Origin of the sequence: Halomonas sp. I5-271120 (genome assembly GCF_030553075.1) — a bacterium.
In the GTDB taxonomy this organism is placed as follows: Bacteria; Pseudomonadota; Gammaproteobacteria; order Pseudomonadales; family Halomonadaceae; genus Onishia; species Onishia taeanensis_A.
Genome location: NZ_CP130701.1, coordinates 2,610,898 through 2,623,133, shown reverse-complemented (window position 1 = coordinate 2,623,133; position 12,236 = coordinate 2,610,898). Strand labels below are relative to the sequence as shown.

Sequence of the window (12,236 nt, the reverse complement as noted above, 5' to 3'; positions counted from 1 at the left end):
GACCATCAGGTATTGACATCGCTTCGCACCAAGAACCTGAGGCCCAGGTTGCCCAAGGTAGAAACGCCAAGCATCGTCAGCACCATCGGCCAAGGGCTCTCGACCTCGAAAGCGCCGACCAATACCCCAGCCAGAGCACCGCAGGAAAATTGAATGCTGCCCAGCAGCGCCGTGGCAGTCGCGCTCATGTGGCTGAACTTTTCCAGTAGCGAGCTCATGGCATTAGGGGTAATCAAACCGATTTGCCCCATGAACAGCATGATCAGCGGCACCACGGTATAGAGCGAATCCAGCCCCAGGGCCACGACCAGCACCAGCCCACTGGCCGCCAGCAACTGCACACCCAGCCCCAGGCGCAAGTTCTGCTGGGGCGAGCGGTAATGCAGGAGAAGGATGTTAAGCCGATTCGACGACGCCATGACCACCACATTGGCCCCGAACACCACCGGGTACATGGCCGGTGACAGGCTGTAATAGTCCATGTACAGGAAGGGCGACGCGGTGATGAACGCGAACATCCCGGCAAAGGCCATCGCCACCGCACAGATATAGCCCATGGCCTCGCGGTGGCGAAAAACGCTGGCGTAATTGCCAAGCACTTGCCGGAAGGAGGCCGTGGGCTGATCTGGCGAGCGCGTTTCGGGCAGACGAGTGCCGAGCAACCAGCCAAGAAAGGCGGCATAGGCCGCCAGGAACACAAAGATCAGCCACCAGTCAGCCAGGTACAGAAGACCACTGCCCACGGCCGGGGCGGCCAACGGCGCCAGCATCATGATCATGGCCATGGTCGACATCACCTTGGCGGCCTCGCGACCACTGAAACAGTCGCGCACGATAGCCGCCGAGTTGACCACGCAGGCCCCCCCGCCCAGTGCCTGCACGAAGCGAAAGGCCCACAGCGTTTCGAGCGAACTCACCTGTGTGATGGCCAGGCTCGCCAGGCAGAACACGAACAGACCAGTCAGCAGCACCGGCTTGCGTCCCAGACGATCGGACATGGGGCCGCCGGTCAGTTGACCGATAGCGAAGCCGAACAGAAAGACGCTGATCGACAGCTCAGTGTGATGAATGCTCGCTCCTACGGCCTCGGCCAGCGCCGGCATGGCCGGCAGGTAGGCATCGATAGCAAAGGGTGCCAACGCCGTGTTGGCAGCCACCAGCAGAGCCACTCTTCGGGTACTCAGTGTCACAGGGTGCTCCTGAGAGAAAGGGTCAGCGGAAACAGGGTAAGCAGAAAAATAGCGGGCTAAGGATAACCGATCCATCGCGACACTGCCGCCCTGACCGGCCGATACCACTGCCTGGATGAAATACCCCAACCGGCGCCATGCGCATCAGGCTCATGACCTCAGGTTGTCATACTTTGCTGATAAATCAGGGGACTATTATCAAGCATTCCTTTGAGTTCCGGGCACACGGAGCCGGGGCCTTGCGGCCCATCACACAGCAGGGGATAGACAACAGCATGCGATACTTCGACAACATGACGGTCAAGCTCAGTGGATCATTGGTACTGATTGCCTTCACGCTCATGCTTCTGGTCAGCGCCGGCCTCGGACTCTTCGCCAATCATTACAGCCGTCAGGCCTTCGGTACGCTCAACCAGATCAACGTCGAGCAGGCCCAGGCCCTCAATCATGCCTATGTCGACATGCTGCGCGCCCGAGTGGAGTTGAACCGAGCAGCTCAATTGGTCCGCAAGCCCTCATTCGATCGCCCCGGACCGGTCATCGAGCGCGCCGAAGGCCTGATGAGCTCGGCCGAAAAAGCCTTTCAGGACTTCCTGGCGATTCCTCCCCAGCCCTCCCAGACAGACACCATCGGCACCCTCAAGAATCACTTCCAGTCGCTGCTCAATACCGGCCTCTCACTGCAGTTGATGGTGCTCAAGGAAAACGACGTCGGCGCCTATGACTCCGGACAATCCCGCGTGAGCGACATGAGCGAGGCCTTCATGGAGAGCGCGGACGCCTTCTTCGCTGCCTCCCAGGAGAGCGGCAACGGTCTCGCCGCGCAGTTCGACCGCATGGGCACCTGGATGAACGCGGCCATGGGCGGCGCCGTGGCCATTACCCTGTTGCTCGTGCTGGTGACCGTCTGGGGAGTCACCGTTAACGTCATCCGACCGCTGCGCCGACTCATCGGGTACTTCCGCCACATGGCAGAAGGCGATCTTTCCCAACCCATCGAGACCAAGGGCAACAACGAGATCGGCCAGCTATATAGCGAGCTCTCCCGGATGCAACAGTCACTGGCAAACACTGTCGGCCGGGTGCGCGAGAGCAGCGCTACCATTCTCGACAGCGCCCAGCGCACGAGCGAGGGCAACCAGGAACTGTCCTCACGCACCCAGCAACAGGCCTCGTCGCTCGAGCAGACCGCGGCAAGCCTCGACGAACTGACCGCCACCGTGGCCCACAACGCCGACAACTCCCGTCAAGCGGCCAAACTGGCCGACGACGCCAGCAGCAAGGCCCGCGCCGGTGGTGAGGTGATCAGCAACTTCGTCGACACCATGAGCGAGATCAATGATCGCTCGACGCAGATTCACGACATCATCGCGCTGATCGACAACATCGCGTTCCAAACCAACCTGCTGGCCCTGAATGCCTCGGTAGAGGCAGCTCGGGCCGGCGAGCACGGCCGTGGTTTCGCGGTAGTGGCGAGCGAAGTACGCTCGCTGGCCTCACGCAGCGCCAATGCCGCCAACGACGTGCGTCGCCTGATCGACGACTCCCGCCAGAGCCTCGAGCGTGGCAATACCCTGTCGACTGAGGCCAGCCAGGGGATGGAGACCGTCATCGCGGCGGTCGGTCAGGTCAACGGCCTAATGGAGCAGATCGCCCAAGCTTCCGACGAGCAGCATCGTGGCATCGAACAACTCAACCAGGCCATGAACCAGATGGAGACCGTCACCCAGCACAATGCCCAACTGGTCGAACAGGCCTCTAAGGGAGCGATGTCGCTTGAGGATGAGGCCGAGCAGATGCGCCGTTTCGCCGCCCGCTTTACGACCAGTATGAACATGAAAGTCGGAGAAACGTCGCCATCTTCAGGCGCTGGGCTGAAGCCACCGACAGCGCATATTGAGACCGAGCACGACTGGATGCCCCGAGTCGTCGCCGATGAAGCGTCCCAGGCGTCAGGCGCAGATACACAGCGCGACACCGCCTTGCTACAGTGAAGGTCTGACTCACTCGAACATTCAGGATGACCATGACACAGGACAAGTTGACGCAGCTTAAAGCCATGACCACGGTGGTCGCCGATACTGGCGATCTGGACGCGATCGCTCGCTTCCAGCCCACCGATGCCACCACCAACCCCTCGCTAATCCTGCAGGCCGCACAGCAGGAGGGCCGCCGCGCCCGACTAGCCGAGCTGGCCCGCCATAGCACCGATATCGACGATGCCATGGATGCCGTAGCGGTCGAAATCGGCAGCGAGATCAGCGCTCTGGTGCCAGGCTATGTGTCCACCGAGGTCAGCGCCCGCCTATCCTTCGACACCCAGGCCACCCTGGCCCGCGCTCATTCACTGATCGATCGCTACGAGCGCCGTGGCGTCGGCCGCGAACGCATCCTGATCAAGGTCGCTTCAACCTGGGAAGGCATTCGCGCCGCCAAGCAGCTTGAGCGTGAAGGCATCCGCACCAACCTGACCCTGCTGTTCAGTTTTGCCCAGGCGCAGGCCTGTGCCGATGCCGGTGTCACGCTGATTTCACCCTTCGTGGGCCGCATCCTCGACTGGCACAAGGCGCACGAGCCCGAAGCAGACTTCAGTGGCGCCAATGATCCCGGCGTGCGCTCGGTGCGAGCCATCTATGAGCATTACAAGGGACACGGCTACAAGACAGTGGTGATGGGCGCGAGCTTCCGCAACGCCGGTGAGATCGAAGCCCTGGCCGGCTGCGATCGCCTGACCATTTCGCCGAAACTGCTCGCTGAGCTCTCCGAGGACAACGGTCCCCTGCCCCGCTGCCTGAGTGCAGAAGACGCCGAAAGCGCCAGGCCGGAAATGCTGGACGAGGGAGATTTCCGCTGGGCGATGAACGAAGACGCCATGGCCACCGAAAAGCTGGCCGAAGGTATCCGCAAGTTCATGGCAGACCAGCGCAAGCTGGAAACGCTGCTGGCCGAGCTGCGTAAGTAACCAGGGCCACCGTCCAGACGACATCGCTATCGCGTCGTGAGCTTGTCGCCTTGGATATCTCGCTCCCAGGAAGCCGCAATGACAGAGGGCCGGTCGCTATCGACCGGCCCTCTTTATGTTGACTGCGTTTTATATTGACTGCGTTTTATATTGACCGCTTCTCATGACGGCAGCGTCACTCTGTCAGCTCAATTGCGCGTCAGCCAAGGTCAGCCAAGTGAGGTGGTTATGGCTCGCTCGGCTGGCGATGCTGCTCTTCGAGCAGTTCCACCAGCGGCTGGAACTCTTCGCGATTATGCTCGCTCATATGCATCAGGATGCGATGTGCTTCGAGAATACGCTCCTGAAGCACCAGCTCATCAGCGTTGACCAACGGCAGGTCCGCAAGCTCGGAGCTCTCCTGAATGGGTGACTCGACCAGGGTAAAATAGTCACCGAACCCCATCACGTCGAGCATCCGCCGTACATCCGGATTATCGACCACGATCGTCGGCGGCTGCTCGAGCCGATCGCGCACGGCAAGCGCCACCTTGGCCAGGAAGCCCAACGCGGTGGAGTCCACATTAGTGGCCTCGCGCAGATCGACCATCACGGTTTCCAGCCCCGGCATATCGGCCAGCCGCTGGGCCTGGCTGTCCAACGTCGCACTCAAGGTCAGGCGCACATCACCGGACAGCTTGAGGATGAAAACCCCAGAATCGATGGCCGCCTGAAGTCGCCCTTCATTCTTCATCATGGTAAAAACCGCTCAACGTCATGATCGTCAGATCGTCGGGCAGCTCCTCGTATCCCGGCGCATGCCCACTGATGGTATCCTCGTCGTCCTCGGGAAGCCCGCCAAGTGACAGGCTCTCCCGCATTGCCGCCAGATCCTCACTGGCAAGCACCAGTCGCTCGAGTTCCTTGAGCCGCCCATCAAGCGTCCTGCCTGACAGGTACTCCAGCACTCCATCTGAACATAACCATAATCGGAAGTTTTGCGGCAGTGCACAACTCAACTTTGGATATTCCACATTCGGGAACAATCCGACCGGCATGCCTTCTCCCTCAAGCGGAGCAACGCTGCCCTCACTGACCAGCAACGGCATCGGCAACTGAGCCCCCAGCGAATAGTGCAGCCGACGGGTCTCGTGATCGATGACCCCCACGAACATGGCCATGTGTTTGCCGATACCCGTATCCAAAAGCTCACGATTCAGGTTCGCCAACCAGTCCGCTGCCAGGCACTCGGGATTGGCACCGTCCCACTCTCCCAGCCAGCGGTTGCACAGGTACTTCAAAAGCACGGTGACAAAGGCCGATGAAGCGCCATGGCCAGACACATCGGCAAAATAGAAGACGCTGAAGCGCGCATCAAAGCGCTGGTAATCGAGAAAATCGCCGGACAAGTACAGCGATGGCGCCAACCAGTAATCACAGGTCACACCATCCAATGACAGCGGGCGGGGCGGCAGCAGCTTGCGCTGAATATGGCCACCGGCCTGCTGGTCGAGGCGCAGCATTTCCAGATGCGTCTCCAGGCTCTCGTTGAGCTCGGCGAGACGATCGCGATCACGGCGGTGTTCCTCCGCCAGCCGGCGATTCTCGATCACCTTGGCAATCATACGGCGCAGGATATCGCCATGACGCAGCGGCTCGATGATGTAATCGACCACCCCCGCATCCACGGCCTTGAGCAGATCACTGTCGAGGCGGCTGTCGCTGACGACCAGCGTCGGCAGCCGGGCAGTCAAGGACGACCAGTCGCGGGTCGGCACGGCCCGCACATGGGCGACGACCAGCTCGGTCTCGTTTGGCAGCTCCTCGGGCCGCTCGGCCGCTATCACCGCAAACGCGCCCTTGGCGACCACCTCGGCCAGATCGTCCCGCGCCTTGCCGGGCAGGTCGAGCACGCCGATCAGTATTCTTGGGCTGGCCATGCACTCCGTCCCCTTATCCCTAAACAGATAACCGCGGGAGGGCGCCCCTTCCCGCGGATCACTTCCGGGCCGCCGTCAGGCGCGCGTCACGGCGTCGGTGCCGCCTCGCTGCCAGCGTCAGGCTGGGTCGCACCGGCTTCGTCGTCAACCGCGAAATCGCTGTCGTCGAACTCGAAACTGTCGCTGGCGAAGGGGTCATCACCCATCTCGCCGTCGTTGACTTCGAAGCGCCGCTGCTGCAACCAGGCGTCACGAATGAAGCTGTAGCGATCCCCCTGGATAAGACGCTCCTGATCGAGCAGCGCGGCCCGCTTGTCGACCAGACGCAGGAAGGTCAGGCCATAGGCGACCTTATCTTCTTCCACATGGGTCACCGGGTCCGTGTACATGTCCACCGGCAGACCGGAGGTGTCGCGCACCGTGCTCGGCCCAAGCAGCGGCAGGACCAGGTAAGGGCCCTCGCCCACGCCCCATACAGCAAGGGTCTGGCCGAAATCTTCCTCGCGGCCGGTGATGCCCATGTCGGTGGCGACATCCACCAGCCCGGCCAGGCCCAGGGTCGAGTTGATCACAAAACGGCCGGTGGCGATGCCCGCGTTGTCCCACTTCCACTGCAGCACGCTGTTGAAGGCCGTGCCCACCTCACCGAGGTTGGAAAAAAAGTTGCCTACCCCTGTCTGCACCGGTGACGGTGTCACGTAGTCGTAACCCTGAGCAATCGGCTTCAGGGCATAGCGATCGACGGTGTCGTTGAAGGCGTAGACCTTGCGGTTGAAGCCTTCCCAGGGATCTTGCGGGTTACGCTCGGCGGTCTGGGTGCTGGCACAGCCAGCCATACCCATCACGGTACTTAGCAGGATGGCCTTTGCCATCACTCCCTGGATCCTTTGGCCTTCGGGCCTACGCGTACTCTCTTTCATCGACGTTCCTTGGCAGTCCTTCCTGCAAATCATCTTATGGCCGTCATGCACGGCGCACCACGACGCAGCCGGCACTGTAGCCGGCTCCGAAGGAACACACCACCCCCAGCGCGCCTGAGGGCAGATCGCCGCGATGCAGATGGAACGCAATGATCGAGCCCGCCGAACTGGTATTGGCATAGCGATCGAGAATGATCGGCGCCTGATCATCACGGGGCGGCTGCCCTAGCACCCGACGCGCGATCAGGTCGTTCATGTGCTGATTCGCCTGGTGCAACCAGAGTCGCGACAGGTCTGCGGCCTGTTGCCCCAGGTCGTCCAGGTGCTGCTGAATCAGCGAGGCCACCAGCGGACAGACCTCCTTGAAGACCCGCCGCCCTTCCTGGACGAAAAGCTTGTCCAGCGCCTGGGGATCGGCATCGGTGACCCGGTTGAGAAACCCCGCATTGTTGCGGATGGCATTGGAAAACTGCGTGACCAGGCGGGTGCCGAGAATCTCGAAGCGCTCGCTGGCGCGCGCCACGGCATCGTCTTCGATCACCAGCGCGGTGCATGCATCGCCGAAGATGAAATGGCTGTCGCGGTCGCGAAAATTGAGATGCGCCGAGCAGATCTCGGGGCTAACCACCAGCACGCGTTTGGCGCTACCGGCAAGGATCGCATTGCGAGCGGCATCGAGGGCAAAGGTCGCCGAACTGCAGGCCACGTTCATGTCATAGGCATGGCCGCCGGCCCCCAGCGCCGCCTGGAGCTCGACCGCCACCGCCGGATAGGCCCGCTCCAGGTTGGAGCAGGCGACGATCACCAGCTCGATCTCCTCGGCCTGCACCTGGGCAGCATCCAGCGCCTGGCGAGCCGCGGCAAGGCCCATCTCGGCCTGCTGCGAGAGCTCGTCATTACCCCGCGCAGGGAGTCTCGGGCGCATGCGCTGCGGATCCAGAATGCCCTCGGCATCCAGCACATAGCGGCTCTTGATGCCCGAGGCCTTCTCGATGAACGCGCTGCTGGAATGCGCTAGCGCCTCGCGCTCGCCGGTGGCGATGGCCTCTTCATGCTCGGCATTGTCGCTGTCCACCCAGGCATTGAAGGCCGCCACCAGGGCATCATTGTCGATAGCGTAGGGCGGCGTATAGAGCCCGCTGCCGGTGATCACTGCGGTAGTCATGGGGTCCTTCCTGTGAGTTCTGCCCAGCGCTTCTCGAGCCGCTTGGGGGAAACTGGCTCAAGAGTGCCGAGCTGCTGGGCGAAAAGCGACACGCGCAGTTCCTCGATCCACCAACCGAACTCTGTCAGCTCGGGGTCCTCGGGGCCCTGGCGACGCCCGGCTTCGCGGCGTTTGGCAAGACGTGTCTCGAAGTCCTGAATGTCCTGCATCAGCATCTGGTCACGATTGCGCTCTCTGGGGGCCTTCTCGAGACGGATCTGCGCCGCTTCCATATAGCGCGGATACTGTTCGAGCCAGGCACCCGCCTCGACCACGAAGCCCGGATGCACCAACCGCTGCATCTGCGCCTTAAGATCACTGTACACCAGCGCCAGGGCGAAGCTGAGATTGCCCTTCAACGCCTTGGTCACAGCCAGATGGCCATTCAGAGCGCGCTCCAGCACCTTCACCAGATGCTCACCGTGGGGCAGCAGTTGCTCACGGGTCTCGGCCAGGCGTGACTCAAGCTCATCGCGCGAGCGCGGCAGCGGGTCCACCGCCACCACCTGCAGGAACACGGCCTCTACTAGATCGTCGATGAGCTGGCGCTTGCTGCCCACCTTGGCGAACAGCAGCGCGCACTTGTCGAGCCCCTTCACACGTTTGAGTTCACGCACCGCCTCGGGGGCGCGCTGCATGGCCAGCCGCTTGATGCCATGACGATGCGCCTCGCGGGCCTTGGCGGGATGTTCGAAAAGCTCGACGGCAAGCCCCTCAGTGGCTTCGACCAATGCCGGGAAGGCCTCGACGCGGATGCCGGCCTGGGTGGTCACCCGCGATTCGGGCAACGCCGTCTCGGGCAGATCCTCGAGCACCTGCTGCTGGCCAGTGGCCTGCTCGGCCAATGCCTGGGCACCTTCGCTTGCCGCCTTGGCGAAGCGGCGCTCCAGCTCGACCGGATCGCGGCCCTCGCCTAGCACCTTGCCTTCGTGATCGACCACGCTCAGGTTCATGCGCAGGTGGGGCTCGAGCTGATCCAGCTGCCAGTCATCGGGATCGAGGCGCAGGCCGGTCTTGACCCTAAGGAAGTCACCAAGGGCGGCGGTCAAGGAGACATCGTCAGGCGTAAGGGTAGCCAGGGCCGCATCCACCCAGTCCGGGATAGGCACGACCTGGCGACGCACGGACTTGGGCAGCGATTTCATCAGCGCGATGCACTTCTCGCGCAAGAGCCCCGGCACCAGCCACTCGAGCCGCTCGACGGGCAGTTGGGAGAGCATCGCCGCCGGCACCGTCAGGGTCACGCCATCGTCGCTGGCTCCCGGCTTGAAGTGATAGCGCAGCGGATAGCGCACCCCGCCAAGCATCAGCTCGTAGGGGTACTGCTCCTCGGTGACATCCTCTGCCCCGCGGGCCATCAGCGCCTCACGGTCGAACTTGAGGATGTCGGGGTCTTCGGCCTCGGCCTTCTTTCGCCAGGCCTCGAATCCCTTGCCGTTGATGATGTCGGCAGGCAGCCGCTGGTCGTAGAAATCGAACAGCGTCTCCTCGTCGACCAGGATATCGCGCTTGCGGGCACGATCCTCGAGATCTTCGACTTCCTCGATCAGCGAGCGGTTGTAGGCGAAGAAGTCAGCCTTGGTGCGATATTCCCCCTCGACCAGTGCGCGGCGAATCAGCAGCTCACGGGCCTCGGCGGGGGCGATCGGCCCATAATGGACGCGGCGCCGGTTGACGATCGGCAGGCCGAACAGGGTCACCTGCTCGAAGGCCACCACCTGGGCCCGCTTCATCTCCCAGTGGGGTTCACTGTAGGTACGCTTGACCAGATGGCCGGCCAGCGGCTCAATCCACTGCGGCTCGATGCGTGCCACCTCGCGGGCGAACAGCTTGGACGTCTCGACCAGTTCGCCGGCCATGATCCACTTCGGCCGCTTGCGACCGAGCCCGGAGCTCGGGTGAATCTGGAACTTGCGGTTGCGAGCCCCCAGGTAGTCGCGGGTCTCGAGCAGCTGGCCAAGATTCGACAAGAGCCCGGTCAAGAGCGCCTGATGCATCACCGTGGCGTTGTCACGGCGGCGCTTGGCCCGCGCCTCGTCGTCGTCCGGTAGCGGCTCGGGGGCCGGCACCTTGATGCCCATGTCGTTAAGCAGCTGACGCAACTGGCGGAAGGTGTCGTGCCACTCCCGTAGGCGCAGGTAGCTCAGGTAATGATCGCGACACCAGCGCCGTAGCCGGTTGCCGGAGAGCTCTTCGCGCGCGGCCTCGAAGCCGGCCCACAGGTTCAGCCAGGCCACGAAATCAGAGTCCTGATCCTTCCAGCGCGCATGCGCCTGATCGGCAGCCTGACGTTTGTCCGCCGGGCGCTCGCGGGGGTCCTGGATGGCCAGCGCCGAGACCACGATCAGCGTCTCGCGCAGACAGCCCGACTCGGCGCCCGCCAGCACCATGCGGGCGAGCCTTGGGTCGATGGGCAGGCGCGCCAGGCGACGGCCAAGCTCGCTCAGACGATTGCCCTCGTCGACCGCGCCCAGCTCGAACAACAGCCGGAAGCCATCCTTGATAAAGCGCGAGTCCGGGGCATCGACGAACGGAAAGGCCTCGATTTCGCCAAGCTTCAGCGACAGCATCGACAGGATCACCGAGGCCAGGTTGGTGCGCTGGATTTCGGGCTCGGTGAAGGCCGGCCGCGACAGGTAGTCGTCTTCGTCATAGAGACGGATGCACACACCCTCACTGATACGCCCGCAGCGGCCCTTTCGCTGATCGGCACTGGCCTGGCTGATCGGCTCGATGGGCAGCCGTTGCACCTTGGCGCGATAGCTGTAGCGGCTGATGCGCACCAGGCCGGGGTCGATCACGTAGCGAATGCCCGGCACCGTCAGCGAGGTCTCGGCGACGTTGGTCGAAAGCACGATGCGCCGCCCGGCATGGGACTGGAAGACCCGGTTCTGCTCGGCGTTGGAGAGCCTGGCATAGAGCGGCAGCACCTCGGTGCCCTTCAGGTCGGCGCGGCGCAGGGTGTCGGCGGTCTCGCGGATCTCGCGCTCGCCAGGTAAAAAGATCAGCACGTCACGCGGGCCATGCTGCCAGCGTTTCTCGCGCTCGATGGCCTCGATCTCCTCGACGGCCTGCAGGATGCCCTCCTGCAGCGTGCGGTCTTCCTCGTCGTCCTCCGAGCGCACCAGCGGCCGATAGCGCACCTCGACCGGATAGGTGCGCCCGGAGACCTGCACCACCGGCGCCGGGGTGGCGCTACCGTCCTGCTGTGGACGACGCTCGTCGGCAAAATGCGCAGCGAAGCGGTCCACATCGATGGTCGCCGAGGTGATGATGATCTTGAGGTCCGGACGGCGCGCGGTCAGCCGCTTGAGATAGCCCATCAGGAAATCGATGTTGAGGCTGCGTTCGTGGGCCTCGTCGATGATGATGGCGTCATAGCGAGACAGGTCCGGGTCATGCTGGGTCTCGGCCAGCAGGATGCCGTCGGTCATCAGCTTGATCAGGGTGGCGTCGTTGGTCTGATCGGTGAAGCGCACCTGATAGCCGACCTGCTCACCGAGCGTGACCTCGAGTTCCTCGGCAAGCCTGGTCGCCACCGAGCGTGCCGCCAGCCGCCGCGGCTGGGTATGACCGATCAGGCCACGTCGACCGAGCCCCAGTTCCAGGCACAGCTTGGGCAACTGAGTGGTCTTGCCGGAGCCGGTCTCGCCGGCCACCACCACTACCTGGTGCTCGCGAAGCGCCTCAAGGATGTCATCACGGTGCTCGACCACCGGCAGCTCGGCCGGGTAGTTGAGCGCGACCGGCTGTGCGCGGCGCTTGGCGAGGCGTTGCTGGGATTTCGCCAGTTGCTGCTCGATGTCGGCGAGGCCGCGTTCAATCGGCTGGCCTTGCTTGGCCCGGCGCTTCAACCCAGCCAGACGCTTGCCCAGGCGACGGGCATCATTGAGCAGGCAGTCATCGAGCTGCTGCTGCAGGGCGTTAAGGCGAGTGGTATCGGCGGCAGTCGGGGAGCGGGTCGTTGTGGTGCTCAAGGCAACCTCGTTGGCTAGAAGTCAGCGGCCCGCGACGGCAAGACCACCGCGGGCCAGCCATTGT

The 12,236-nt window shown here is 63.1% G+C and carries 8 protein-coding genes; 2 read left to right on the top strand and 6 right to left on the bottom strand.

Going from position 1 to position 12,236, the window contains the following annotated elements; translation table 11 throughout:
* Positions 1-5 precede the first annotated feature (5 nt).
* Positions 6-1,190: a Bcr/CflA family multidrug efflux MFS transporter gene (locus tag Q2K57_RS11650; RefSeq protein ID WP_112053526.1), complete on the bottom strand. Its 1,185-nt coding sequence runs from the start codon at positions 1,188-1,190 to the stop codon at positions 6-8.
* Between the two features lie 275 nt (positions 1,191-1,465).
* Between Q2K57_RS11650 and Q2K57_RS11645 the strand changes: the two genes are divergently transcribed.
* Together Q2K57_RS11645 and tal are read left to right on the top strand one after the other, a co-directional pair.
* Entirely contained in the window at positions 1,466-3,184 is a 1,719-nt protein-coding gene (locus tag Q2K57_RS11645) for a methyl-accepting chemotaxis protein (RefSeq protein ID WP_304525154.1), read from the top strand.
* 32 nt (positions 3,185-3,216) lie between these two features.
* Complete coding sequence (tal, locus tag Q2K57_RS11640) at positions 3,217-4,152, top strand: transaldolase (protein WP_304525153.1); 936 nt, start codon at positions 3,217-3,219, stop codon at positions 4,150-4,152.
* A 226-nt stretch (positions 4,153-4,378) separates the two neighbouring features.
* On the opposite strand, the gene Q2K57_RS11635 is transcribed toward tal, so the two are convergent.
* From Q2K57_RS11635 to hrpA, 5 genes are all read right to left on the bottom strand, one after another.
* The gene (locus tag Q2K57_RS11635; RefSeq protein ID WP_112053529.1) at positions 4,379-4,888 is read right to left on the bottom strand and encodes an STAS domain-containing protein; all 510 of its coding nucleotides are present in this window, start codon (positions 4,886-4,888) and stop codon (positions 4,379-4,381) included.
* Positions 4,875-6,071, bottom strand: coding sequence for a PP2C family protein-serine/threonine phosphatase (locus Q2K57_RS11630; RefSeq protein ID WP_112053530.1), 1,197 nt, complete (start codon positions 6,069-6,071; stop codon positions 4,875-4,877). Before Q2K57_RS11630 ends, Q2K57_RS11635 begins: the two co-directional genes overlap by 14 nt.
* 86 nt (positions 6,072-6,157) lie before the next feature.
* The gene (locus Q2K57_RS11625; protein WP_304525152.1) at positions 6,158-6,943 is read right to left on the bottom strand and encodes a VacJ family lipoprotein; all 786 of its coding nucleotides are present in this window, start codon (positions 6,941-6,943) and stop codon (positions 6,158-6,160) included.
* Between the two features lie 91 nt (positions 6,944-7,034).
* Complete coding sequence (locus tag Q2K57_RS11620; RefSeq protein WP_304525151.1) at positions 7,035-8,156, bottom strand: beta-ketoacyl-ACP synthase III; 1,122 nt, start codon at positions 8,154-8,156, stop codon at positions 7,035-7,037.
* Positions 8,153-12,172, bottom strand: a complete 4,020-nt coding sequence (gene hrpA, locus Q2K57_RS11615; protein WP_304525150.1) for an ATP-dependent RNA helicase HrpA — start codon at positions 12,170-12,172, stop codon at positions 8,153-8,155. Before hrpA ends, Q2K57_RS11620 begins: the two co-directional genes overlap by 4 nt.
* Between the last annotated feature and the right edge of the window lie 64 nt (positions 12,173-12,236).

Coding starts and splice junctions, on each gene's coding strand:
- Q2K57_RS11635 (WP_112053529.1), bottom strand. CDS start 4,888: ATGATGAAGAATGAAGGGCGACTTCAGGCGGCCATCGATTCTGGGGTT.
- Q2K57_RS11645 (WP_304525154.1), top strand. CDS start 1,466: ATGCGATACTTCGACAACATGACGGTCAAGCTCAGTGGATCATTGGTA.
- tal (WP_304525153.1), top strand. CDS start 3,217: ATGACACAGGACAAGTTGACGCAGCTTAAAGCCATGACCACGGTGGTC.
- Q2K57_RS11620 (WP_304525151.1), bottom strand. CDS start 8,156: ATGACTACCGCAGTGATCACCGGCAGCGGGCTCTATACGCCGCCCTAC.
- Q2K57_RS11625 (WP_304525152.1), bottom strand. CDS start 6,943: ATGGCAAAGGCCATCCTGCTAAGTACCGTGATGGGTATGGCTGGCTGT.
- Q2K57_RS11630 (WP_112053530.1), bottom strand. CDS start 6,071: ATGGCCAGCCCAAGAATACTGATCGGCGTGCTCGACCTGCCCGGCAAG.